The organism is Streptomyces sp. NPDC111744, assembly GCF_055634995.1.
On sequence record NZ_JBVKCG010000001.1, the window covers coordinates 237,058 to 261,892 of the forward strand.

The following is a 24,835-nucleotide window of genomic DNA, read 5'->3' on the forward strand; positions in this document are numbered from 1 at the left end:
CACCCCTTTCCGTCAGCCGCCGCCTGCGGAACGGACCTTCACCGGCCCATTGACCCGAGCCCTGAACGTCCGCTCCAGGGGAGCAAGGGCCCGCACCTCCCCAGGTGCGGGCCCTTCTCATGGCCGCCGTCGTCAGGAGGGCGGGGCGTCGGCCGCGCCGGTGTCGGGCAGCGACGCGTCGGTCCGCGGCGGGGCGGCCGGCGTCGCCGTACCGGCCGCAAGGGGCTCGGGTCGGTCCGCGTCCGGCGCCCGCAGCGACCGCACCGCGGGAGACAGGAGCGCGGCGAGAGTCGCGGTGACGATCAGGACCGCGCAGACCTCCAGCATCCGGTCGGTGCCGAAGGCGTCGGCGGCGGGTCCCGCCACCGCCAGGCCGAGCGGCGCGAGGGTGAGCGAGCCGAACCAGTCGTAGGAACTGACCCGGGACAGCGCCTCCTCGGGGATCTCACGCTGGATGGTGGTGGACCACAGCACGCCGAAGAAGTCCAGGCTGACGCCGGCGGCGAAGGCGCCCACGGCCACGACCCACAGCGGCGCCCCGACCCCGAGGAGGACCGGCGGCAGGGCGACGGGCAGGGTGAACAGGACCGCCGCCAGGATCGGCCGGCCCACCCGGGTACGGCCCGCGATCCCGGCGCCGGCCACGGCCCCCAGAGCCTGCGCCGCCACCACCAGCGACCAGGCGCGGGCCCCACCGAAGTGGGCACCTGCCGCCAGTGGCCCGAGGACACCGGCGTTGGCGTTCATGGCCGCGACGACCACGGAGAACTGGACGACGACCACCCACAGCCACTGGCGGGAGGCGAACTCCTGCCAGCCCTGGCGTAGATCGGCCCAGCCCGAGGTGGCCTTCCGTGGCCGACGGCTCAGCCGCAGCGGGACGGTGAGTGCCGCGCTGACGACGAAGGACAGGCTGTTGAGGGCCAGCGCCCAGCCGGCCCCGACCCATGCCACGGTCACGCCCGACAGGGCCAGCCCCAGCAGCAGTGAGGTGTTGGTACCGACGCGCAGCAGGCCGTTGGCTCGCTGGAGCACCTCGGACGGCACCAGCCGCGGGATGACCCCGTCCATCGCGGGCCCGAAGAGGGCGGATGCGATGCCCGCGGTGACGGCCAGGGCGCACAGGGCGACGACAGGGGCGTGGCCGCTGAGCACCATGGCCGCGAGTCCGCCGTAGGAAAGAGCGCCCAGCACGTCCGACGCGGCCATCAGCCCGGAGCGGGAGACCCGGTCGGCGATCACACCGCCCACCAGGACCAGAACGAGCTGCGGGACCGCCTGGCAGGCCACGACCAGCGAGAGCTCTCCCGGAGTCGCGCCAGGCAGCGAGAGCACCGCGAAAGCCAGCGCGATCCGGGCGAATCCATTGCCCAGGACGGAAATGATCCGGGCCAGTGCCAGCCGGACGAAGCCGGCGTTGCGGAGTAAGGAGGGGCTGCGGTCAGCGACAGACATGGACGGGGACACTACGCCCCCGCCGCCTCGGGCCCCGCTCTCCGCCCCTGCGGTCACTCTTCGACGAACAGCTCCGCAGTGTCGGCGACATGCATCGCCCGCCGGGCCCAGACCTCAAGCTGGTCCGGGTTGGTGCAGGCCTGCACCTGCTCGCGTACGGCATCACTCACCGAGATGCCGCGCCACTCCAGGATGCGGAGGATCATCTCGGCCTTGGCCTCGGCCCGGCCCTCCTCGCGGCCCTCCTCCCGGCCTTCCTCCCGGCCTTCCTCGCGCACCTGCTCCGCCAGCGGGTGTCGCCAGAAGTACTGGATCGCCGTCATCAGGTCCCTCCACATCTGCTTCGCCTGAGGATCAACCAGGCACGAGTCGACGAACTGCACGAAGACCGCGGCGCTGTCACGGTCAATGGTTTTCAGGGCGGCTGCCAGCGATTCCAGTATGGCCGGGGCCTGCCGACCCCGCCCGTGTGTCATCGCCGAAAGCACCGCAAGGGGTACGTCGCTCTCGGCCTCCCGCACATCCGCGATCACCGGCACGTTGTCCGGCCCCAGCACCAGCGGACGCACCGTCAGCGACTCCCACCCCCGCAGCCCCAGCCGAATCGGCTGCGCCGCCCACCGCGCCGTCGCGCTGCTCTGTGTGATCACGATCAGCACCGGCTCACACCGGTACTTCTCATACAGATACGACAGGTAATACGGCCAACTCCCCCGCTTCCGCTCGTCCGTCTTCCCCTGCGACTCGACCACGAGGAGGTACGTCCCCTCGTCCGTCTCCGCCCGCAACAACGTGTCCACCCGACGCTCGACCGGCTCGATCTCCGTCAGATCCACGTTCATCGCCGCGATCTCCCGCGGCTCGGGAAACGGCACACCCAGCACCCGCTGTAACGCGTGCGTCAGCAGCCCCGGATCCTTCTGGAAGATCCGGTGCAACGCCTCATGCGTCGACCCCACCATCACGCCACCCCCAACTCACACCACACGTACTTGCCCCGGTCCCCGAACCGGGACGACGGCTGCCAGCCCCAGCAGTCGGCACATGCCACCACCAGCCCCAACCCCCGCCCCGCCTCATCGAGACCCGCCACCACCTCCAACGACCCCGGCGGCTCCGGAGGCACGGGATCCGCATCCCACACCCCGATCCACACGACGCCCTCCGGGGAACACCGGACCCTCAGTGCGGCGGGTCCCTTCGTGTGCCGTACGGCGTTGGAGACCAGTTCCGCCGCCAGCAGTTCCGCCGTGTCGGCCAGGCCGATGAGCCCGTGCATCGTCAGGATCAGACGCAGGGTGCGGCGGCAGATCGTGACGGCTCTGAGGTCGTTGGGGATCGACAGCGTGTAGTCCCAGGTTTCGGGCATGGCTCATCAACTCCGGTCGGTTGAAAGGGGATTCACGCACGGTGGCATCGCCGCACGACAGGTGCGGTGCACTTCCTCAGCGTGTACGTTCCGTCACCGACGGTAGGTCATAAATTTCATTCATCGCAAGCGGATCCCGTAACCTGACCTCCGAACGAGTGGACTCACCAGGGACGTTGAGGAAAGAAGGACGCCGTGCCAGCACGTCGGCATCCCACCGCACGCCAGGTGCGCCTGGGGACCGAGCTTCGGAGGCTGCGGGAAGCCGCTGGGCTCAGGGCGACCGAAGCGGCGAGCCTGCTCGGGGTGAACTCAGTCCAGATGAGCCAAATGGAATCGGGGATCGCCGGAGTGAGCGAACAACGAGTTCGTCGGCTCGCAGCCAACTACGCCTGCGTGGACTCGGAGTTGATCGGAGCCCTGGCCGCGATGGCGACCGACAGGACGCGCGGCTGGTGGGAGGAGTACCGGGATCTGCTACCCAGGCCCTTCATGGATCTACCCGAACTGGAGCATCACGCAAGTTACCGCTGGGACGTGGAGTTCCTGCATATTCCCGGCCTCCTCCAGACCGCCGAATACGCCCGGTCGCTCTTCTCCTATGTGAACCCGGAGTTCCCCCAGAACGACGTCGATCGCTGGGTGGAACACCGTATGAAGCGTCGGGTCATCATCGAGCGCCCGGATCCGGTCCCGTACAAGGCGCTGATCCACGAGGCGGCACTGCGTATCCGGGTCGGGGAGCGGCAGGCGACGCGGGCGCAGCTCACCCACCTCCTGGAACTCGCCGAGGCCGACCACATCAGCGTCCACGTCGTCCCCTTCGATCTGGACGGCTTCGGCGGGGCAGGGAGCGCCATGGTGTACGCGGGTGGCGCCGTACCCAAGTTGGACACCGTCGTCCGGGACGGGCCCAACGGTCCCGTTTTCGTAGACGCAGAGGCCCAGCTCACCCGCTATCGAACGCTCTTCCGTAGGGTGGAGGCGGTGTCACTCGAATCCGATCAATCGCGTGACTTCATCCACCGAGTGACGAAGGAGCTGTAACCATGCCGACCACTGACACCTGGCTGAAGTCCTCCTTCTCCGGAGGCGGCCAGGGCGACGCCTGCGTCGAAATCGCCCACCGCCCCACCCACATATCCGTCCGCGACTCCAAGGCCCCCACCAGAGCCACCCTCACCTTCCCCGCCGCCGCCTTCACTCCGTTCCTCGACGCCCTGAAGGGCACCGCCCCTCACCCCTCCTGAGCCACCAGCTCCACCTCGAAGCCGTCCCCGTTCTCCAGGTAGGCCGCGTAGTGCCCGGGCCCGCCCGCGTACGGATGGCGGTCGGTGAAGAGCAGTTCCCAGCCGTGTCCCGCGGCCTCCTCCGCCAGCGCATCCACCGTCGCCCGGTCGGCCGCGTGGAACGCCAGGTGGTTCAGGCCCGGGCGCATCCGGTCGTGCCCGGCGTCGCCGTCCCGCAGTTCCGGCGACCGCTCGATCACGACGTACGTCGTCCCCAGCCGCCAGCTGCGGCCCGCCGGCCAGTTCTGGTACGGCGTCCAGCCCAGCCGTTCGAGCAGCCAGCCCCAGGACTCCGTAGCCTGGTCCAGGTCCGCCACCCACAGCTCTATGTGATGAAGCACCCTTGCTCCGAAGGAAGTTGATAGAAGGTCAAGAAGAAGTCCGTTCCTGACCCTTCGTTCAACATCATGTGGCAGACTGCCGCGGTGGTCGATCATTCGTTCGCGGATCCTGAGCTCGCCGCGCTGTACGACAGCCTCAACCCGTGGGGGCCGGGTGACGACTTCTACCTGGATGTCGTCATGTCCGCAGGCTCCGTGCTCGACGTCGGCTGCGGCACCGGGCGGCTGCTGCGGCAGGCCCGCGAGGCGGGGCACGAGGGACGGCTGGCCGGGCTCGACCCGGCGGCCGCGATGCTCGTGCAGGGGCGGCAGGCCGACCCGACCGTCGAATGGATCCTCGGCGATCTCCGTACCCGGCTCTGGGACGGACCCGGCTTCGACCTCGTGGTGATGACCGGTCACGCCTTCCAGGTACTGCTGGGCGACGAGGAGTTGCGTGTCGCGCTGACCGCCGTACGGCGGGCGCTCTCCCCCACCGGCCGCTTCGTCTTCGAGACCCGCAATCCCGCCGCCCGCGCCTGGGAGAGCTGGACCCCCGACCGCGTGCACCACGTCACCGACGCGGACGGCCGTGAGGTCCGGGTCTGGCACGAGGTCGAGGGCGCGGCCGGGGACCAAGTGACCTTCACGGAGACCTACGACGGCCCCCACTGGCCCCGGCCCCGGGTGTGCCGCGCCACCCTGCGCTTCCTCGGCCCCGACGCCCTCGCCGGCTTCCTCACCGGAGTCGGTCTGAAGGTCGTCGAGCAGTACGGCGACTGGGCACGCGGCCCGGTCACCCCCGACAGCCCCGAGATCATCACGGTCGCGGGGCCCGCGCACTGAACCCGGTCAGCCCAGCGGCAGCACCAGGTGTGAAGCGCTGCTCTCCGGTGACGAGATCGTCGTGGTGCTGGCGTCGACGCTCTCGTCCGAGTACAGCTGGTCCTTGCTGCCCACGACCAGCATCAGGCGGTGGTCAGTTGCCACGTCGTAGCCCGCGGCCTGAAGTTTCCAGGTGACCGTTCGGTCCTGGCCGGAGATCAGGTCGGCGAGGGTGAGCGGCTCGTGTGTGACGATGCGGGCCGTGTTGTCGGGGCTCACGTCGAACAGGTAGGCCACCAGGGTGGTGGAGTCGGCCGTACTGCGCACCGTCAGCGTCAGTTCGGGGATGCCCCGGATGCGGCGGGCCGCCGCGCCCTCGCGGGCCGCCGGGAGCGGGTCGCTGGTCCAGACGGCCAGGTACTGGCGGTCGAACTTGTCCGTGGCGTAGCTCTTCGGGTTGCCGTTCCACTCGGCCTGGCCGGTGGTGATGACGGCGTCGACGGCCGTGGCCTCGGTCAGCTGACCGGCCGTGAACTCCCGCTGCCAGCCCGTCTCCGGTTCGATGCCCAGACCGCCGTCCCTGCCGGTCGACGCTGCGGCGGTCAGGTACCAGCGTTCGGTCGAGGTGGTGACATCTCCCCAGGACGGGCGGGGCTCGCGGACCGCCGGCTCGATGATGACGTTCTTCCCGGTCTCCGGATCGGTCCGGGTCTGGTACGTGAACATGATCTGGCTATTGACCGGGGACCAGGTGGGTACCGCGTTGTCGGCGCCGAGCACATGGTGGTCCAGCCAGGCGAACGCCTCCTCGACCGGCACGTTCGGGCCGCTGAACGGGACGGTCAGACCGGCGCTCTCGGGGGCGGCGTGGTCGCCGATCCAGAGGTTGAGGTGCTTGGGTACCGTCAGCCGGTCGAAGAGCTCGATGACCTCGTTGACCGGGAACAGCGTCTCGTGCCAGGTGTTGGAGATGAACGTGGGGACGCCACGGGCGTTGGTCTCCTCGACGTATGCCGACGGAGCCCGCTCCTTGCCCCACGCCACCACGTCGTCCATGTTCCGGCCGGCCTGGAAGTCGTCCAGGATCTGTTGGGTGGCCGCGTCGAACTTCCGCTCGACGGGGCCGCCGGTGAAGTTGACCAGGGCAGTCACCGCGGCCAGGTGCCGGGTGTCGTACTGGTAGAGGCTGTCGGCCAGGTCGCCCCAGGTGCTCAGCGCCACGACCGCGTCCACACGCTCCTCCGGATCGTGCGCGGCGACCAGCTGGCTGATGCCCGAGCCGTACGACTCACCGAGGAACGCGATCTTGCTCGGGTTGAAGTGTCGCTGGGCGTAGCCGATGACGGTCGAGCCGTCGGCCCAGTCCGCGGGCCCGCCCACGTCGATGGTGCCGCCGGAGGTGAACGGGCTGTCGATGTAGCCGCCGCCCGGGATCCGCAGCGTGAGGCCGATACCGCGTGGGGTGTAGGCCAGCACGTGGTATCCGCGCAGCGCCAGTTGGAGGTACGTGTACTCGAACAGGACCCAGCCGAAGGGCGTCCAACCGGCGGGGACGATCACCACCGGCCGGGGTTCCGTGGTCCTCAGCTTGATCGTGTGCGCAGACAGCCGTACGCCGTCGTCCGCGGTGATCCAGGGGAAGCCGACGGTGGCCGCCTGCCGCACCCGTTCGGTCAGCTGCTGGAGGTCAGCGGTCAGCAGCGTCCTCTCGGCCGTGCCGCTCAGGGTGGCCACCAGGGCCTCGGCGAGGTCGGCGGCGGCCGGGTCGATCGAGGTGGGCGAGGTGTAGACGCCTCGGTCGGCGATCTCGGCTAACTGTGCCGCGGTGACCGCGCCGATGGTGTCGTCGTCCTGCGGGTTGCTCACGGAGCGCTTCCTCTCTGCGCCGCCGACCGGGAGGGATGGGACGGTCGGCGTGTGCCGTACGCCGGGAACCCGACGCCCCATAGGCCTTTCCATCCCCGCGTCGGCATCCACAAGCGTGCGGAAGCGCGGCTACCGCTTAGGCGTGAACCGGGCGCTCACCGGGCGAACGCCCACGCCGGTCGCCCAACGGCAGAGCCCCCCTACTCGCCCCTCTCTTCCCTGTCCTCCAGCGCCGCCAGCGCCGGGTCCAGGATGATGTCCTCGTCCCTCGCCTCCGTCGTCGGCTCCTCCGGGAAGTGGCACGCCGTCAGGTGGCCCTCCCGGTTGCCCGAGATCCGGACCAGCGGCGGTTCCTCCGTCGCGCACTTGTCCTGGGCCTTCCAGCAGCGGGTGCGGAAGCGGCAGCCGGACGGCGGGGAGATCGGGGACGGGACGTCGCCGGCCAGGCGGATCCGCTCACGGCCGGCCGCGTCCTCCTCGCCCGAGAGGTTCACCTCGGGTACCGCCGACAGCAGGGCGTGGGTGTAGGGGTGGCGGGGGCGGTTGTAGATGGCGTCCCGGTCACCGACCTCGATGATCTTGCCGAGGTACATCACCGCGACCCGCTGGGAGAAGTGCCGTACCACCGCCAGGTCGTGGGCGATGAAGAGGAAGGCGATGCCCAGTTCCTTCTGGACCTGCTGGAGGAGGTTCACCACCTGGGCCTGGATGGAGACGTCCAGGGCCGAGACCGGCTCGTCCGCCACGATCAGCTTCGGCTCCAGGGCGAGGGCGCGGGCGACGCCGATGCGCTGGCGCTGGCCGCCGGAGAACTCGTGCGGGAAGCGGTTGAAGTGCTCGGGGTTGAGGCCGACGATCTCCAGCAGCTCCCGTACGCGCTTCTCCCGGCCGCCCTCCGGCACTATCCCGTTGATCTCCATCGGGCCCGAGATGATCTTGCCGACCGTCTGGCGCGGGTTCAGCGACGAGTACGGGTCCTGGAAGATCATCTGGATCTCGGAGCGGATCGGCGCCAGCTGCTTGCGCGAGGCACGGCTGATGTCCTGGCCGCGGTACGAGATCGAGCCACTGGTCGGCTCCAGCAGGCGGGTGATCAGCCGGCCGGTGGTCGACTTGCCGCAGCCCGACTCGCCCACCAGGCCGAAGCTCTCCCCCACCCGCACGGTCAGGTCGATGCCGTCCACGGCCTGGACGTGCCCGACCGTCCGCCGGATCGGGAAGCCGCCCTTGACCGGGAAGTACTTGGTCAGCCCGGAGACCTCCAGCAGCGGTTCTCCGACGGCGGCCTCGCGCTGGGCCGGAAGGATCGTGTCCTGGGTCATGACGTGTCGTCTCCTAGCCCAGTCGGGGCTTGATCTCTTCGATGAAGATGGTTCGCTTCTGGTCCGCCGTGAGGTGGCAGGCCGAGGCGCGGTCGGGGGCCAGCAGTGGGCGTTCGGTGACACAGCGGGCGCCGCCGACCCGGTCCTGGAAGGTGCAGCGAGGGTGGAAGCGGCAGCCGCTCGGAGGGTTCAGCAGCGAGGGCGGAGCGCCGGGGATCGGGCTCAGCGGGGCGGCCAGGTCGGAGTCCAGGCGGGGCATGGAGTTCAGCAGGCCCCAGGTGTAGGGGTGCTGGGGCGCGCGCAGGACCTCGTTCACCGTGCCGCGCTCCACCGCGCCGCCCGCGTACATCACCATGATGTCGTCGGCCATGTCGGCGATCACCCCCAGGTCGTGGGTGATGAAGATGATGCCCGATCCGAACTCCTGTTGCAGGTCCTTGAGGAGGTCCAGGATCTGGGCCTGCACCGTGACGTCCAGGGCCGTGGTCGGTTCGTCGGCGATCAGCAGGTCGGGGTCGCAGACCAGGGCCATCGCGATCATCGCGCGCTGGCGCATACCGCCGGAGAACTGGTGCGGGTAGTCCTTCGCCCGCGCCGCCGGGTTGGGGATGCCCACCTTGCCGAGCATCTCCACGGCCCGGTCCCAGGCCGCCTTCTTCGAGGCGCCCTTGTGCTTCATGAACGGCTCGGCGATCTGACGGCCGACCGTGTAGTACGGCGACAGTGCGGTGAGGGGGTCCTGGAAGATCATGGCGACCTTGTTGCCGCGCAGTTTCTCCATCTCGGATTCCCTGGCGGTGGTCAGTTCCTTGCCGTCCAGGAGGATCTCGCCCTCGACGGTGGTGAACTGCGGGTTGTGCAGGCCGAGGATGGTGAGGTTGGTGACGGACTTGCCGGAGCCCGACTCGCCGACGATGCCCAGCGTTCTGCCGCGCTGCACGTCGAACGACAGCCCGTCCACGGCCCGCACGATGCCGTCCTCGGTGCGGAAGCTGACGTACAGGTCCCGCACGGAGAGGAAGGCGCCCGCGTCGGCCGGAGCGGGGGCGCCGGCGTTCTTGGTCAAAGTGGTCACGACGGTTCTCCTCTTACCCGGCTAGGCCAGCCGGATGCGCGGGTCGATGAACGCGTACGCCGCGTCGACGATGATGTTGAACAGCAGGATCATGCTGGCCGAGAACAGCATCACGCCCAGCAGCAGCGGCAGGTCGCTGAAGTACACGGACTGCACGGCGAGTTGGCCGAGGCCCGGCAGGCCGAAGGTGTACTCGGTGATGATGGCGCCGCCCAGCAGGGCGCCGAGGTCGATGCCGAAGATGGTGACGATCGGGATCAGCGAGCCGCGCCCGGCGTAGCGGAAGAAGACGTACCGCCGGGACATCCCCTTCGCGCGGGCCGTGCGGACGTGCTCCTCCTGCAGCTGTTCGATCATCGACGAGCGCGCCATACGGGTGTACTGCGCGGCGAAGATGGTGGAGAGCACCACCCAGGGGATGATCAGCCCGGTGAACCAGGTGACCGGATCGTCGGTGAAGTTGTTGTACGCCGGCTTGTCGAACCAGTGGGTCTGGTAGACGAGGATGGCCAGGGCGAGCGGGCCCAGGAAGTAGATCTGCATGGAGCCGAGCACCATCGACCCGGCGGTCGCCGTCTTGTCGATCAGTGTGCCGCGCTTCCAGGCGGCTGCCAGGCCGGTGCCGAGACCGATGGCCAGGAAGCAGACCGCACCGCCCAGGGTGAGGGAGACGGTGGTGGGCAGCCGGTCCATGAGCGTCTGCCAGACCAGGTCGTTGGTGTGGTACGAGTACCCGAAGCAGGGCGCGGGGCAGGGCCCCTGGTCGAACTGGTTGCTCCCCAGCACCAGGTTGTGCAGGAAGATCCCGTACTGCTCGGGAATGGACTTGTCGAGGCCGAGCACATGGTGGATGTTGGCGATTGCCGTCGGGTTGCACGTCTTTCCGCACATCAGCAGCGCCGGGTCCCGGGGCACGCCGAAGAACAGCAGGAACGTGACGATGCTCAGCAGGAAGAGGATGACGATCGCACTGAGGGTCCGGCGGACGAGGAAGCGCAGCATGAGGGGGCAGCTCTCAGACGTCAACGGGCCGGGCGGTACCCGGCACGCCGTCACCCGCTCGGAGCGGACGGACGTACCGGGTACCGGACCGACGGCAGTGGTTACTTGATGTAGAGGCGACGCGGGTCGATGCCACCGATGACGTTGTCGTAGACGAGGCCGCCCACCTTGGAACCGGCGATCTGGACCTGCTTGTAGTACGTGGTGGGAACGACGTTGATGACGTCCTTCACGATGTACTGGTCGAGCTTCTCCCACTCGGCCGCCGACTTGACCGGGTCGGTGATCTTGTTGATCCGGTCGATCTCGCTGTTGACGTGGTCGTCGTTGACGTGCGAGTAGTTCGGCGAGCCGTCGGCGATCGCGCGGCCGTCGTACAGCGGCGGGATCACGGTCGAGGAGGACGGCCAGTCGGCGCCCCAGGCGGACGAGTAGATGTCGTAGTTGTTGTTGACCTTGCCGATGTTGTCGTAGTACGTCTCGGCCGGGATGTCCTGGCGCTGGACGTCGAAGCCGGCCTTCTTCAGGGCGGCGGCGATGGCCGTGGAGATCTGCTGGCCCTCCGGCGTGTTCTGGTAACCGTAGGTGAGCTTCATGCCGACCTTGCCGGCCTCCTGCAGCAGCTTCTTGGCCTTGGCCTGGTCACCGCCGGGGTTCTTCTTCTTGCCCCAGGGGTCGAAGGAGGCGTCGTAGCCGCTGACGGTCGGGGAGATCAGGCCGCCGGCCACCTCCATGGCCGCGTTGCCGCCGTAGGCGCGCACGATCGGGGAGACCGGCAGCGCGTACGCGATCGCTTCGCGGACCTTCTTGTCCTGGAGCGGCGCGTGCGACTGGTTGATGTTGATCTGACCCACGTACGGCTGGTAGCCGGCGACCGTGCGGGCCTTGAGGGTCGAGTCGGCGAGGACCTTCGACAGGTTGCCCGCGTCGACCTGGTTGTTGAAGCTGACGCCGGTCTGGTCGGCACCGCTGTCCGCGAGGAGCGCCTTGGTGGACGTCTCGAACTGCTGGTTGAAAGTGAAGTCCAGCTCGTCCAGGTACTGGTGGCGGATCGGGTCGGTCTTCGGGTCCCAGTTGGTGTTCTTGACCAGGACCATCGACTTGCCGGACTTGAACGACTGGATCTTGTACGGGCCGCTCGTGACCGGGTTCTTGTCGTACTTCGCCTGGGTGTCGCCCTTCTTGGACACCACCGCGTAGCCCGCCATGGCGAGCGCGTACGGGAGGTCCGGGTGGGCCGTCTTGAAGTGGAAGACGATGGTCTTGGCGTCGGGCGTCTCCAGGACGCTGTCCGGCAGGTGCTTGCCCTTGTACGGGCCGTCCGGCAGCAGCTTGCGGTAGTCGGCGCCCGCGGTGTCCGCCAGCCACTGCTGGAGGTAGGTGGGACCCTGGTTGATGAACGGTGCGAACAGCCGCTCGTAGGTCTGCCGGAAGTCCGCCGAGGTGATCGGCGTGCCGTCGGCGAACTTGATGCCGTCCTTGAGGGTGTACTTCCAGGTCTTGCCGCCGTCGGTGGTGGTGCCGGAGTCGGTGGCCAGGTCACCGACGACCTCGTGGCCCACGCCCTTGTCGTCGGTCGACTTGTACCCGGTGAGGCCTCTGTGGATCAGGTTGGCGAGCGAGCCCTCGTCGGAGACGTAGATCTGGCCCGGGTCGAGGTGCGCGTAGGAGTCACGCTGGAGCACCTCGAGCTTGCCGCCGGTCTTCGCGCCCGGGACCTCGGCCGCGGGGCCCGTCGAGTCCGACGCGTTGCCGAACTTGATGGACGCCTGCTGCTCCTGGGCGCTCTTCTGGTCCTTCTTCTTGTTGTCGCCACCGGTATCGCTGCCCCCCTTGCTGCAACCAGTGAGCACAAGAGCTCCGGCCGCGAGCACTGAGAGCGCCGAGTATGCGTGGCGTCCGCCCCTACTCATCACTGAATTTCCACCTATCTCTGGTGTCACCGGTACACAAAGGGATATGCCGTGCGGTATTCGGGCTCGGACGCCCACCATCCGTCGGTCAGCGAGCCGTCTTGGGATCGAAGGCGTCGCGGACCGAGTCCCCGAGCAGGTTGAAGGCCACGATGAAGATGATCATCGAGACACCGGGGAAGAACATGTAGGTGATGTCGTTCTGCAGAACGAGCTCGGTGGAGGCCTTGGCGAACATCTGGCCCCAGTCCGGGGTGGGTTCGATGATGCCCACCCCGAGGTAGGACAGGCCTGCCTCCGCGGTCACGAACCCCGGCAGCATGTACGTCGACTGGACGAGGATCGGGGTGACGACGTTCGGCAGGATCTCCCTGCGGATGATCCGCCAGGGCGAGGCCCCGCTGACCCTGGCCGCCTCGATGAACTCCCGTTCCCGCAGGGCGAGCGAGGTGCCGCGCAGGATGCGGGCGAGGCTCATCCAGCCGAGGAACCACTGCACCATGATCAGGGCCAGCACCCGCACATAGGTGGGCGTCTCGTCGCGCGGGTTCACGAAGAGCGAGACCACCACCGGCATGCTGGCGATGAAGAACAGCTGGGCGGGGAAGGCGAGGAGGAAGTCGATGACCCGCCCGATCCAGTAGTCCGTCTTGCCCCCGAGATAGCCGGCCGCGATGCCCAGCAGGATGCCGGTCAGCACCGTCGCGAGCGTCACCGCCACCGAGATCATCAGCGAGGTCCGGATGCCGTAGATGAGCTTGGTGAACACGTCGTAGCCGTTGCCCGGTTCGAGACCGAACCAGAAGTCACTGCTGATGCCGCCGTTGGGCTGCACCGGCACGCCCGCGCTGTCGAAGAGTTCGGGACGCTCGTCCGCGTAGACGGTGTACGGGTTCTTGCCGTACAGCATCGAGATCAGCGGGGCGATCAGGGCGATCAGGAAGAAGAAGCCCACGACGTAGGCCGAGATGACGCCGGTGCTGTCGCGCTTGAAGCGCATCCACATCAGCTGGCCGGGGGACCTGCCTTCAAGCTGCTTGGCCTCGGTCTTCGTGTCGGGTTGCGGTCCGCCGTCGATGACGGCGGACCTTCCGCCACCCTCTATGTCCGTAGGACTGGTCACAGTTCGTCCAATTCACAGGTATGGGTGTGCCGAACCGGCGACCGGCATGGGTGAGCGCGGCCGCGGGGGCAGGATCTGAAGGCGTGTCAGGGCGTCCCGGAACGTGCGGGAAACCCACAGCCGGACGCGCGTAGGCGAACGACGGCGCTACGCGGCCGGCCGGTTCTTCAGAACCAACCGCCGGACGAACAAGGGCATTCGGGGACGGCCGACGATGGAACCCACCTGGTGCCTGTGACACTGCACATGGGACCCCTCCTCATAACTTCACGTGTTCACCGAACAGGAGGCTTCCGTCCGCCCTCCGACACCCCTGACGGAGGGTCAGACACCCCCTGATGCTCGTGAGTCGGGCGCTGTCCCCACAGCGCGAGACCCATTGACCCGAGCGCTACGCGGCTAACTATCTGCCATGAGCCAGGTGCCGACCACTGTCTTTAAATCTCAATTCAGTCACAGCTGAAGAGAAGTTCTTCCGAAAAATGGACAAACTGTTCGAGGGGAGAAGGCCACGAAACGGACTTGTTACATGGCTATCGGGCAAGGATCTCCGCATTTCGGACACTGGCCGAGGATGGCTCACTCGTGGCCCCCCGAAAATGGGTTGCAAAAAGCCCGGATGCCCCCATGATGGGGGCACCCGGGCTCGGATGTCCTGCGATCAGCCGTGCTTGGCGCGGCTGGCGGCGCGGGCCCGCTCACGGGCGTCCAGGTTCACCTTGCGGATGCGAACGGCCTCCGGGGTCACCTCGACACACTCGTCGTCACGGCAGAACTCCAGCGACTGCTCCAGGGAGAGCTTGCGCGGCGGGACGATCGCCTCGAACGAGTCGGCCGACGACGACCGCATGTTGGTGAGCTTCTTCTCCTTGGTGATGTTCACGTCCATGTCGTCGGAGCGCGAGTTCTCGCCGACGATCATGCCCTCGTACACCTCGGTGCCGGGGTCCACGAACAGCACGCCGCGCTCCTGGAGGTTCGTCATCGCGAACGCGGTGACGGCGCCGGCGCGGTCGGCGACGAGCGAGCCGTTGTTACGGGTCGTCAGGACGCCGAACCATGGCTCGTGGCCCTCGTGGATGGAGTGGGCGATGCCCGTGCCGCGCGTACCGGTCAGGAACTCGGTACGGAAGCCGATGAGACCGCGGGACGGCACCACGAACTCCATGCGGACCCAGCCGGAGCCGTGGTTGGACATGTTGTCCATCCGGCCCTTGCGGACGCCCATGAGCTGCGTGACCGCACCCATGTGCTCCTCGGGGACGTCGATCGTCATGCGCTCGACGGGCTCGTACGTCTTGCCGTCGACCTGCTTGGTGACGACCTGCGGCTTGCCGATGGTCAGCTCGAAGCCCTCACGGCGCATCTGCTCGACCAGGATGGCGAGCGCGAGCTCACCACGGCCCTGGACCTCCCAGGCGTCCGGGCGGTCGGTGTCGAGCACGCGGAGCGAGACGTTGCCGACCAGCTCGCGGTCGAGGCGGTCCTTGACCTGGCGGGCGGTGACCTTGCGGTCCTTGACGGCCGACTTCGCGTCGGCGCCCTTGCCGGTGCCGCCGCGGCCGACCAGCGGCGAGGTGTTCGTACCGATGGTCATCGAGATCGCGGGCTCGTCGACCGTGATCAGCGGCAGCGGGATCGGGTTCTCGGGGTCGGCGAGGGTCTCGCCGATCATGATGTCCGGGATACCGGCGACCGCGCAGATGTCACCCGGGCCCGCCATCTCGGCGGGCTTGCGGGTGAGCGCCTCGGTCATCAGCAGCTCGGTGATACGGACGTTGGCCATCGTGCCGTCGCGCTTGATCCAAGTGACGGTCTGGCCCTTGCGCAGCTCGCCCTGCTCGACCCGGAGCAGCGCGATACGGCCGAGGAAGTTGTCCGCGTCCAGGTTGGTGACATGCGCCTGGAGCGGGGCCGCCTCGTCGTACTCGGGAGCCGGGACGTGGGACAGGATCGTGGAGAAGAACGGCTCCAGGCTGTCGCTGTCGGCCGGGACGGTGCCGTCCTCCGGCTTGGTCAGCGAGGCCACACCGTCACGCGCACAGGCGTAGACGATGGGGAACTCGATCTGGTCCTCGTCGGCGTCGAGGTCGAGGAAGAGGTCGTAGGCCTCGTTGACGACCTCGTCGATGCGCGAGTCGGGGCGGTCCGTCTTGTTGATGCACAGGATGACGGGGAGCTTGGCCTGGAGCGCCTTGCGCAGCACGAACCGGGTCTGGGGCAGCGGGCCCTCGGAGGCGTCGACGAGCAGCACCACCGCGTCCACCATCGACAGACCGCGCTCGACCTCGCCGCCGAAGTCGGCGTGGCCCGGGGTGTCGATGATGTTGATGGTGACGACCTCGCCACCGTCCTTCGGGTGGTACTTCACGGCCGTGTTCTTGGCCAGGATCGTGATGCCCTTCTCACGCTCCAGATCGTTCGAGTCCATCATGCGGTCGTCGAGCGACTCGGCGGCGTGCGCGGCGAAGGCACCGGCCTGCTTCAGCATGGCGTCGACGAGGGTCGTCTTGCCGTGGTCGACGTGGGCGACGATGGCGACGTTGCGGATGTCGTGGCGCGTGGCCATGGTGCGGCGTACTCCCGGAGTATGAGGAAGGGGCTTGCGCGTACATCGGTGTTACGCGCACCCTGCCGGGCAAACACGCCACGGCCTCACCCCATGGTACGGGCACTATCCAGCGTGGGCTCGCCGGGCCGACCTCCTGAGAGCGCGGGCAACGGCGCGACCAGCAACAATGCGGCCGCACCCGACCGCGAATCCGCTCCCCACCCTCTGGCCTACCCCTTGCTGGGGCTCGCCGACACCTTCGCCCCCTTCTTCAGGAAACCCATGTCCTGGTAGACCGGCGTCTGGAACCCGAACGCCCCCACGTTCACCAGACTCTTCCGGACCCCCACGATCTGCGGCCTCTGGTACAGCGGCAGCGACCCGGCCGACGCCCAGATCCGCGAGTCCGCCTTCCGCAGGAGCCCGTCCGCCTCGTCCTCGTCCAGCGTCCCGAGGGCCTGGTCGAAGAGCTGGTCCACCTGGTCGGTGCCCACCCTCGTGTAGTTCTGTTCGACGTTCAGCGACCCGTCGGCCGCCGGCACCGGCTTCGCGTAGATCGGCCGTGCGTCCGTCGCCGGGAACGCGGACGACGGCCACGAGTACAGCGCGAGGTCGTACTGCCCGGACGCGATGTGGTCCTTGAAGTAGCTGTCGTCGGAGACCTTGCTGATCTCGGCCTGGATCCCGACCGTCGCCAGCATCTGCCGGATCCGCTCGGCGACCTCCTGGAGCGTCTCCGACCCCGGGCCCGACGGCAGCACGAACCGCAGGCTCAGCGCCTGGCCGTCCTTGGCCAGCGGCGCGGACGCGGCCTGCGCCCCCTTGGGCGCGGCTGTGCCCTTCGGCGCGTACGCCCCGGGCGCCCCGTGGGCGTGGTCCTTCTGGTGGTCGCGGGTGTCCTTGCCGTCGGGACCCTTGTCGTCCTCCCCGACGATGTACTGCCCGTCGCTCCCGCCCTCGGAATCGTCGCTCTTGTCGCCCTTGTCGCCCTTCTCTCCCTTGGCGCCGTTCTCGTTCTCCGCGCCGGCCGCCTTGCCCCCGGCCTTGATCGGCCCGCCGGCCACCCATCCCGCGTCGGCGAGCAGCGCCTGCGCCTCGTGGGTGTCGAGGCCGCCGATCGCCCCGCTGCTGTCGGCGTAGGCGGACTGCCCGGACAGGGCGAGGTGGCTGCCGACCGGGACGGCGGGCAGCCCCAGCGGGGTGAGCACCAGCTTGGCGAGCGTCTCGCGGTCGAGGGCACGGGCGACGGCCCGGCGCACCCGCTCGTCGGTGAGGGGGCCCTCGGAGCCGTTCAGGGAGAGCTGTGTGTAGGCGGGCTCCAGGGACTTGCGGACCTCGACGTCGCGCAGCTCCTGCTGCTGCTCCAGCCACTTCGCGATGGTCTTGCGGAGCTTCTTCGGCCCCTTGGGCAGCTTCTCCTCGTCCATGCCGAGGGTGAGCGCCCAGGAGCGCAGCTTCTTCGCCGAGGTCTTCCCGGCGCCCTGCAACGGCGTGCCGGTGCCCTTGTCCCGTCCGGCGATGATGATCCGCTGGGCCTCGGAGGCGTCGATGTCGGCGACGTCGGCCGTGCCGGCGGCGAGCGCGGTGGCCCGCTTCTCGCGGGACACGGCGTGCAGGTCGATCTCGTCGAGCTTGGCCGGGCGGCCCCACCAGCGCGGGTTGCGGGTGAGGATCACGTCCTTCTTGGCTGTGTCGACCTTGTCGACCTTGAAGGGTCCCGCGGTGACCGTGAGCTTCCTGCGGGCGCCGTCGTTGAAGGCGTCCGGGGTGCCCATGACCTCCTTCGGGTAGAGCGGCGAGAACAGCGACTTCCAGTCGGCGTACGGCCGCTCGAAGGTGACCCGGACCTCCAGGTCGTTGGCGCCGCGCTCGATCTTGGCGATGCGGTCGTAGCCGGCGTTGCGGGCGGTCCAGTAGGCGGAGTCCTTGCCGGACAGGGCCCGCCACTGGGCGGCGAAGTCGGCGGCGCCGATCTCCCGGCCGTCGCTCCAGACGGCCTGCTGGTTGAGCTTGTAGAGGACGACCTGGCGCGGTTCGGTCTCGATGACCTTCGCGGACTCCAGGTAGTCGGGGTTACGGACCGGCCGGCCGGTGGCGTCGATGGTGAACATCGACGGCAGGACGGCCTGGGCGACCCGGGTGGTGCCCGCGTCGGCGTCGGCCTGGAAGGTGTTGAGGGTCTCCGGTACGGCGTCCACGGCCCACTTCAGGGTGCCCCCCTCGGCGACCGCGTCACGGGCGACCGCCGCGATGTCCTGTCCGGCCAGCGGCTTGCTCCCCTCGTCGTCGGAGCCGCAGCCCGTGAGGAACGGCACCGCGAGCGCACCCGCGGTCAGGAACGTGACCGAGCGCATGACCGCACTGCGGCCAAGCCTGGGTCCGACGCCGTGGTGAGACATCTCTGCTACCTCCGGGAGCCCCGGTGACACGGGTGGGGTCTGTTCGCATTTGGGGGTATTTTGGAGTTGATCACATGTACTCAGAAGTACGGACCCCACTGAAATGGACGGGGTCCGTCGGCTGGGGACGACACGGCGGCGAGGGCTGCCAAAGGCCACCCGTACGGCGCAACGGCCACCCGGGCGGCGCATGAGCCGGCACCCTCCGCACCGGCGCCCTTCCCGGCGCACACAGAGCGCGTGCGGGCGTGCGACGGAGGCGCGCAATCCGCCAATCGCTGCACATGCCTTCACATCAGCAGGTGTGACGCGCAACACTCGCAGGCGCATGAACGTTGCCACCTTGGACAGTGAAGTCCGCGGAAGTGAGGTCACGTCATGTCCGTGCAAGACGACCTGACGTCAGTTCAGCGCTGCCTGGAGGACCTGAACCGGTCCGTCGGCCGCCTGGAGCAGCAGCTAGGGAGCGGCGGACTGGAGATGCGCCGCGTCCGCACCGACGCCGATCACCTGCGCGAGAGCGTGGCCCTGCTGCGGGAGACGGCCAAGGCCGGCGCCCCTGGCAAACGCCCCGAACTCGTCACCATCTCCGACGACCCGTACGACATCAACCTGTGGACGGACACGGACGACGAGGGTCTCGGCGCCCGCGACCGGCGCGCACCGTAGCAGCGCTCCCCGCAGGCCCCCGATCCCCGAACCGACCGGAGTCATCCGTTGGCCACTGGTACGGAACCCCATCCGAACAGCGGCGGCGTACGCACCCGTACGCGTGCCGCGATCTCCGCCCCGCACCTGCGGACCGACCGCTGGTGGCTGGCACCCGCCGTCACCGCGGCCGGTCTGTTCGCGTTCATCGTGTACTCGACCTGGCGCGCCTTCGCGAACGCGGACTACTACTCGGCGCCGTACGTCTCGCCGTTCTACTCGCCCTGTCTGGCCGAGAACTGCAAGACCATGCCCTCGGGCCCGAACGCCGACCTCTTCGGCAGCTGGTGGGCGATCTCCCCGGCGATCATCATCCTGATCTTCCCGCTGGGCTTCCGCCTGACCTGCTACTACTACCGCAAGGCGTACTACCGCAGCTTCTGGGCGTCCCCGCCGGCCTGCGCGGTGGCCGAACCGCACGCGAAGTACACCGGTGAGACCCGCTTCCCGCTGATCCTGCAGAACATCCACCGGTACTTCTTCTACGCCGCGCTCCTGGTCGCCTGCGTACTGACCTACGACACGGTGCTGTCCTTCCGGGACACCCACGAGAACTGGGGCCACATGGGCCTCGGCACCCTGGTCTTCCTGGTCAACATCGTGCTGATCTGGGCGTACACCCTGTCCTGCCACTCCTGTCGGCACATCGTAGGCGGCAAGCTCAAGCACTTCTCCAAACACCCCGTGCGCTACAAGGCGTGGCAGTTCGTCGGCCGGCTCAACGCCCGGCACATGCTGCTCGCCTGGGCGTCGTTGGAGAGCGTGGCGCTCGCCGACTTCTACGTCTTTCTCGTCGCGTCCGGCGCCTTCGACGATCCGAGGTTTTTCTGATGCCCGTGGTGGACCGGCAGGAGTGGGACGTCGTCGTGGTCGGTGCCGGCGGCGCCGGACTGCGCGCCGCGATCGAGGCACGCGAGCGGGGTGCCCGTACGGCGGTGATCTGCAAGTCGCTGTTCGGCAAGGCGCACACGGTGATGGCCGAGGGCGGTATCGCGGCGGCCATGGCCAACGTCAACGAGCACGACAACTGGCAGGTCCACTTCCGCGACACCCTGCGCGGCGGCAAGTTCCTCAACCAGTGGCGGATGGCCGAACTGCACGCCAAGGAGGCCCCGGACCGGGTCTGGGAGCTGGAGACCTGGGGCGCCCTGTTCGACCGTACGAAGGACGGGAAGATCTCCCAGCGCAACTTCGGCGGCCACGAGTACCCGCGCCTCGCCCATGTCGGCGACCGCACGGGCCTCGAGCTGATCCGGACCCTGCAGCAGAAGATCGTCTCGCTCCAGCAGGAGGACGAGAAGGAGACCGGCGACTACGAGTCCCGGCTGAAGGTCTTCCAGGAGTGCACGGTCACGAGGATTCTGAAAGACGGCTCGCGTGTCTCCGGTGTCTTCGCGTACGAGCGGGAGTCCGGCCGTTTCTTCGTCCTGGAAGCGCCCGCCGTGGTGGTCGCGACCGGTGGTATCGGCAAGTCCTTCAAGGTGACGTCGAACTCGTGGGAGTACACCGGCGACGGGCACGCGCTCGCCCTGCTGGCCGGGGCGCCCCTGCTCAACATGGAGTTCGTGCAGTTCCACCCGACGGGCATGGTCTGGCCGCCGTCGGTGAAGGGGATCCTGGTCACGGAGTCGGTGCGCGGCGACGGAGGGGTGCTGCGCAACTCCGAGGGCAAGCGGTTCATGTTCGACTACATCCCTGACGTCTTCAAGGAGAAGTACGCCCAGTCCGAGGAGGAGGGCGACCGCTGGTACGAGGACCCGGACCACAACCGGCGTCCCCCGGAGCTGCTCCCCCGCGACGAGGTGGCCCGCGCCATCAACTCCGAGGTGAAGGCGGGCCGCGGCTCCCCGCACGGCGGGGTCTTCCTCGATGTGTCGACGCGGATGCCGGCCGAGGTGATCCGGCGCCGGCTGCCGTCCATGTACCACCAGTTCAAGGAGCTGGCGGACGTCGACATCACGGCGGAGGCGATGGAGGTCGGGCCGACCTGCCACTACGTGATGGGCGGGGTCGCGGTGGACTCCGACACGGCGGCGGCGCGCGGGGTACCGGGGCTGTTCGCGGCCGGTGAGGTGGCCGGCGGTATGCACGGCTCCAACCGGCTCGGCGGCAACTCCCTGTCCGACCTGCTGGTGTTCGGGCGCCGGGCGGGCTGGCACGCGGCCGACTACGCGGCGGATCTCGACGTACGGCCGACGGTGGACGACGTCCAGGTCGACTTGGCGGCCGCGGAGGCCCTGCGGCCGTTCTCCGCCGAGAGCGAGCAGCCCGACGCGGGCCCGCCGGAGAACCCGTACACCCTCCATCAGGAGCTCCAGCAGTCGATGAACGACCTGGTCGGCATCATCCGCCGGGAGGGCGAGATGGAGCAGGCCCTGGAGCGGCTCGCCGCCCTGCGGGTACGGGCGCGCCGGGCCGGGGTGGAGGGGCACCGCCAGTTCAACCCGGGCTGGCATCTCTCCCTGGACCTGCGGAACATGCTGCTGGTCAGCGAGTGCGTGGCCCGGGCGGCCCTGGAGCGCACCGAGTCACGCGGCGGCCACACCCGCGAGGACCATCCGACGATGGACCGCGACTGGCGCCGGATCAACCTGCTCTGCCGGCCGGCCGACCCCACGGGCGGGCCGGCGGCCACCGACCCGGTGCGCGGGCAGATCACCCTCACCCGCGAGACCACCGACCCCATCCGCCCCGACCTGCTCGCCCTCTTCGAGAAGGAGGAGCTGGTCAAGTACCTCGCCGAAGAGGAGCTGTACGAATGAGCGGCTACACGGCCCACTTCAGGGTGTGGCGAGGCGACGTCGAGGGCGGCGGCCTGGAGGACTTCAAGGTCGAGGTCAACGAGGGCGAGGTGGTCCTGGACATCATCCACCGCATCCAGGCCACCCAGGCGCCCGACCTGGCCGTCCGCTGGAACTGCAAGGCGGGCAAGTGCGGTTCGTGCTCGGCGGAGATCAACGGCCGCCCGCGTCTGATGTGCATGACCCGGATGTCCGTCTTCGAACGGGACGAGACCCTCACGGTCACCCCGCTGCGCGCCTTCCCGGTGATCCGCGACCTGGTCACGGACGTCGGCTTCAACTATCAGAAGGCCAGGGAGGTCCCGTCGTTCGTACCGCCGGCCGGAGTGGGGCCCGGCGAGTACCGGATGTTCCAGGAGGACGTGGACCGGTCGCAGGAGTTCCGCAAGTGCATCGAGTGCTTCCTGTGCCAGGACACCTGCCATGTCGTCCGCGACCACGAAGAGAACAAGACCGCGTTCGCCGGGCCGCGTTTCCTCATGCGGGTCGCGGAGCTGGACATGCACCCGCTGGACGCGGCCGAGGCGTCCGGCCTGGACCGCAAGCGCACGGCCCAGGACGAACACGGTCTCGGCTACTGCAACATCACCAAGTGCTGCACGGAGGTGTGCCCCGAGGGCATCCACATCACCGACAACGCCCTGATCCCCCTGAAGGAGCGGGCCGTCGACCGCAAGTACGACCCGCTGGTGTGGCTCGGCTCGAAGATCAGGAGGCGCCCCGCAGGAGGCTGAGCGCCTGCCGGAGGTTGAACTCGGCGATGTCCCGCATCGGTTCGCGCTCCGGGAGGTCGCCGTCGAGCAGCCTGAGCGGCCCGGCCACGAGGTTGAGGTGCATCGCGAGCCGGTACAGCTCCACGCGGTCCTCGTCGAGGTCGGCGGCGTGCAGCACGTCGTAGGCGGGTCCGAAGCGGTGCTGGAGGAAGACGTGCTCCCACTCGGCGTCGAAGTACATCAGGCCTTCGATGTCGATGAGTGCGGGATCGCCCTCCTCGGTCACCAGGACGTGGTCCGGGCCGAGTTCGCCGTGCACGAGGGAGGCGTGGTCGCGCGGCTCCACCGCGTCGTAGAGCTGCCTGACCCGCTCCGACAGCGCCTCGCGGACCTCCCGCACCCGGGGGTCCCGCTCGGCGATCTCCGCGATGTCGCGCACCGCCCGGTCCGCGACGACCTGCTCGCAGGAGCTGCCGAGCGGTTTGCCGCCATCCTCCACCAGGGCGGCCTTGCCGTACCCGGGGGAGACGCACTCCCGGAGCACGCCGAGCGTCCCGGCCAGCCGGGCCAGCGGCACCCGGGCCGCGCCCGGGTCGCTCCGCAGCAGCATCTCCAGGCTGCCGCCGCGGACGTCCTCGACGACCGCCGAGTACATGGGCAGGTGCTCGGCCTCCTCGTCGGCGAACAGCAGGTGCGGGGTGCGCACACCGAGCTCGGTCAGCCGGTCGTGGGCCGACAGGAAGAGGCCGAGGCCCGAGGTGTGCGAGAGGGGGTCGCGGATGTCGGCGTCGGCGGGACCCCAGTAGTCCTCCTCAGGGGACCAGACGTAGGCGATCGCGGTCCTGCCGTTGTCGAGGGCGAGCCGGTAGACGCCTTTCTTTGAGCCGCCGCGCAGCCGGGTGGCGGTGGCGGGGGCACGGCCGAGGGCCTCGCGGGCGAGCGGAGCGAGGTCGTCACGGGTGAGGTGGGCACGAGCGGTTGTCATGACGTACGAACCCAGTCCTTCCGATAAGAGGTCCAGTCATCCTCGGTGGCGGCGAAGTCGACGTACAGGGCGACGCCGAAGTTAGCGCGATCCGCGTCCGTGCGGGACAGTCCCAGCCGAACCCCTCGCACGGCCGCCGGCACGGTCTCCGCGTGCGCCCGGTGACCGAAACGGTTCTCGTGGTAGAAGGGCAGCCCCATGAGGAGCTCGGTGTCCGCCGGGGTGACCTCCAGCGCGAGGCTGGTCTGCTGCGCGACGTACCCGCCGTACAGGCTCTGCAGCGGCTGCATGGTGTCGTACGACATCACCGCGATCTGGTCCACCCGATGGGCGACTTGCCCGAAATACTCCTGTGACCACCACTTGGGATGGTCGGTGACGGTACCCCAGAACGAGTGAAGGGCCGGGAGCGGGTCGATCTGGTGTGCGGCGACGGACAGCAGCGGGGTCACCGGACGCAGGGCGTCGAGAAGGGCGAGGTAGTTCCGGTCGCCGGAGTGCAGGGGCTCCAGGTCGAAGTGGACCCCGTCGAAGCCGGCGGTGATCACCTGCCGGGCCGAGTCGACGACAGCGGCACGCGTCTCCTTCTTCTCCAGATGCATGGCGTACGGCTTCTCGGGCGCGACCTCGTCCCCGAGCCAGGCCTGGACGCGGACGCCGGGGAGTTTTCGATGCACGGCCGTTATCAGCCAACGGGCCTTGGAACAGGCCGTTCTGGGCAGCGTGCCGTTGTGCTCCAGTGGTCCGGCATGGACGTAGAGGTCGCGTATGCCGGTGTCCGCGAGCCGGGCGGCGAGGGCGGTGACGTCGGCGTCGGTCCTACGGCCGTCGACCCAGGCGTGGCCGAGCCAGAGAGCGTCCCTGTGCCGGGTGTGGGTGCCCGGCTTCGGGTCGCCGGTGTAGTTGACGCGGAGGGCGGTCTCGGCGGTGAGGAGAGGGAGGACCAGGAGCAGGGCTGCGGCGAGCGCGATACGTCGGGCCCGGCGGACCCAGCCGGCTCCCTTCCGGATGCCGGGCGCCTCCGGCGTGCCGTCGTCCGCCTCCTCCGCTCCCTCCGGCTCCTCCGGTTCTGATTCCCGTGCCATCGATGGTCCCCCGGTTCTCGTCGTCCCCCGCCCG

The 24,835-nt window shown here is 68.8% G+C and carries 21 protein-coding genes; 7 read left to right on the forward strand and 14 right to left on the reverse strand.

What is annotated here, in order from left to right; all coding sequences use genetic code 11:
- Positions 1-132: 132 nt before the first annotated feature.
- Genes ACZ7OO_RS01110 through ACZ7OO_RS01120 form a run of 3 tightly spaced genes read right to left on the reverse strand, consistent with a single transcriptional unit; the run spans position 133 to position 2,824 of the window.
- Positions 133-1,455, reverse strand: a complete 1,323-nt coding sequence (locus tag ACZ7OO_RS01110; RefSeq protein ID WP_471500224.1) for an MFS transporter — start codon at positions 1,453-1,455, stop codon at positions 133-135.
- 53 nt (positions 1,456-1,508) lie between these two features.
- Entirely contained in the window at positions 1,509-2,417 is a 909-nt protein-coding gene (locus ACZ7OO_RS01115) for a hypothetical protein (RefSeq protein ID WP_471500226.1), read from the reverse strand.
- Positions 2,417-2,824, reverse strand: coding sequence for an ATP-binding protein (locus tag ACZ7OO_RS01120; protein ID WP_471500228.1), 408 nt, complete (start codon positions 2,822-2,824; stop codon positions 2,417-2,419). The genes ACZ7OO_RS01115 and ACZ7OO_RS01120 overlap by 1 nt, the downstream gene beginning before the upstream one ends.
- A gap of 195 nt (positions 2,825-3,019) precedes the next feature.
- On the opposite strand from ACZ7OO_RS01120, the gene ACZ7OO_RS01125 reads away from it, so the two are divergent.
- A complete protein-coding gene (locus ACZ7OO_RS01125; RefSeq protein ID WP_471500230.1) occupies positions 3,020-3,871 on the forward strand; it encodes a helix-turn-helix domain-containing protein in 852 nt (283 codons plus the stop codon).
- A gap of 2 nt (positions 3,872-3,873) precedes the next feature.
- A complete protein-coding gene (locus tag ACZ7OO_RS01130; protein ID WP_471500232.1) occupies positions 3,874-4,074 on the forward strand; it encodes a DUF397 domain-containing protein in 201 nt (66 codons plus the stop codon).
- On the opposite strand, the gene ACZ7OO_RS01135 is transcribed toward ACZ7OO_RS01130, so the two are convergent.
- Positions 4,062-4,454, reverse strand: a complete 393-nt coding sequence (locus tag ACZ7OO_RS01135; protein WP_471500234.1) for a VOC family protein — start codon at positions 4,452-4,454, stop codon at positions 4,062-4,064. The genes ACZ7OO_RS01130 and ACZ7OO_RS01135 overlap by 13 nt on opposite strands.
- Positions 4,455-4,538: 84 nt before the next feature.
- Here ACZ7OO_RS01135 and ACZ7OO_RS01140 point away from each other — a divergent pair, with 84 nt between their 5' ends.
- Positions 4,539-5,279 (forward strand): class I SAM-dependent methyltransferase, encoded by a 741-nt coding sequence (locus tag ACZ7OO_RS01140; protein WP_471500236.1) that lies wholly within the window; start codon positions 4,539-4,541, stop codon positions 5,277-5,279.
- 6 nt (positions 5,280-5,285) lie between these two features.
- Here ACZ7OO_RS01140 and ACZ7OO_RS01145 read toward each other — a convergent pair whose 3' ends face one another.
- From ACZ7OO_RS01145 to ACZ7OO_RS01180, 8 genes are all read right to left on the reverse strand, one after another.
- Complete coding sequence (locus ACZ7OO_RS01145; RefSeq protein ID WP_471500238.1) at positions 5,286-7,124, reverse strand: alpha/beta fold hydrolase; 1,839 nt, start codon at positions 7,122-7,124, stop codon at positions 5,286-5,288.
- A gap of 200 nt (positions 7,125-7,324) precedes the next feature.
- Positions 7,325-8,446, reverse strand: a complete 1,122-nt coding sequence (locus tag ACZ7OO_RS01150) for an ABC transporter ATP-binding protein (protein ID WP_471500240.1) — start codon at positions 8,444-8,446, stop codon at positions 7,325-7,327.
- A gap of 13 nt (positions 8,447-8,459) precedes the next feature.
- Complete coding sequence (locus ACZ7OO_RS01155) at positions 8,460-9,521, reverse strand: ABC transporter ATP-binding protein (protein ID WP_471500242.1); 1,062 nt, start codon at positions 9,519-9,521, stop codon at positions 8,460-8,462.
- Positions 9,522-9,542: 21 nt separating this feature from the next.
- A complete protein-coding gene (locus tag ACZ7OO_RS01160; protein WP_471500244.1) occupies positions 9,543-10,523 on the reverse strand; it encodes an ABC transporter permease in 981 nt (326 codons plus the stop codon).
- Between the two features lie 101 nt (positions 10,524-10,624).
- Positions 10,625-12,436: an ABC transporter substrate-binding protein gene (locus ACZ7OO_RS01165; RefSeq protein WP_471500246.1), complete on the reverse strand. Its 1,812-nt coding sequence runs from the start codon at positions 12,434-12,436 to the stop codon at positions 10,625-10,627.
- An 88-nt stretch (positions 12,437-12,524) separates the two neighbouring features.
- Positions 12,525-13,559, reverse strand: a complete 1,035-nt coding sequence (locus tag ACZ7OO_RS01170; protein WP_471500248.1) for an ABC transporter permease — start codon at positions 13,557-13,559, stop codon at positions 12,525-12,527.
- Between the two features lie 661 nt (positions 13,560-14,220).
- Entirely contained in the window at positions 14,221-16,128 is a 1,908-nt protein-coding gene (typA, locus tag ACZ7OO_RS01175) for a translational GTPase TypA (protein WP_471500250.1), read from the reverse strand.
- A 212-nt stretch (positions 16,129-16,340) separates the two neighbouring features.
- On the reverse strand, positions 16,341-18,509 hold the full coding sequence (locus tag ACZ7OO_RS01180) for an ABC transporter family substrate-binding protein (RefSeq protein WP_471500252.1): 2,169 nt from the start codon (positions 18,507-18,509) through the stop codon (positions 16,341-16,343).
- A gap of 378 nt (positions 18,510-18,887) precedes the next feature.
- On the opposite strand from ACZ7OO_RS01180, the gene ACZ7OO_RS01185 reads away from it, so the two are divergent.
- From ACZ7OO_RS01185 to ACZ7OO_RS01200, 4 genes are read left to right on the forward strand one after another with little or no spacing between them, the layout of a single operon-like run.
- Positions 18,888-19,178 (forward strand): hypothetical protein, encoded by a 291-nt coding sequence (locus ACZ7OO_RS01185; RefSeq protein ID WP_471500254.1) that lies wholly within the window; start codon positions 18,888-18,890, stop codon positions 19,176-19,178.
- Between the two features lie 48 nt (positions 19,179-19,226).
- Positions 19,227-20,048: a hypothetical protein gene (locus ACZ7OO_RS01190; RefSeq protein ID WP_471500256.1), complete on the forward strand. Its 822-nt coding sequence runs from the start codon at positions 19,227-19,229 to the stop codon at positions 20,046-20,048.
- Positions 20,048-21,979: a fumarate reductase/succinate dehydrogenase flavoprotein subunit gene (locus ACZ7OO_RS01195; protein ID WP_471500258.1), complete on the forward strand. Its 1,932-nt coding sequence runs from the start codon at positions 20,048-20,050 to the stop codon at positions 21,977-21,979. The genes ACZ7OO_RS01190 and ACZ7OO_RS01195 overlap by 1 nt, the downstream gene beginning before the upstream one ends.
- Positions 21,976-22,752 carry a succinate dehydrogenase/fumarate reductase iron-sulfur subunit gene (locus ACZ7OO_RS01200; protein WP_471500260.1) on the forward strand — a complete coding sequence of 259 codons (777 nt, stop codon included), beginning with the start codon at positions 21,976-21,978 and terminating at the stop codon, positions 22,750-22,752. The genes ACZ7OO_RS01195 and ACZ7OO_RS01200 overlap by 4 nt, the downstream gene beginning before the upstream one ends.
- Here ACZ7OO_RS01200 and ACZ7OO_RS01205 read toward each other — a convergent pair.
- Both ACZ7OO_RS01205 and ACZ7OO_RS01210 read right to left on the reverse strand, forming a co-directional pair.
- Positions 22,727-23,716, reverse strand: a complete 990-nt coding sequence (locus ACZ7OO_RS01205) for a phosphotransferase family protein (RefSeq protein ID WP_471500262.1) — start codon at positions 23,714-23,716, stop codon at positions 22,727-22,729. The genes ACZ7OO_RS01200 and ACZ7OO_RS01205 overlap by 26 nt on opposite strands.
- Positions 23,713-24,801 carry a glycoside hydrolase family 18 protein gene (locus ACZ7OO_RS01210; protein WP_471500264.1) on the reverse strand — a complete coding sequence of 363 codons (1,089 nt, stop codon included), beginning with the start codon at positions 24,799-24,801 and terminating at the stop codon, positions 23,713-23,715. The genes ACZ7OO_RS01205 and ACZ7OO_RS01210 overlap by 4 nt, the downstream gene beginning before the upstream one ends.
- Between the last annotated feature and the right edge of the window lie 34 nt (positions 24,802-24,835).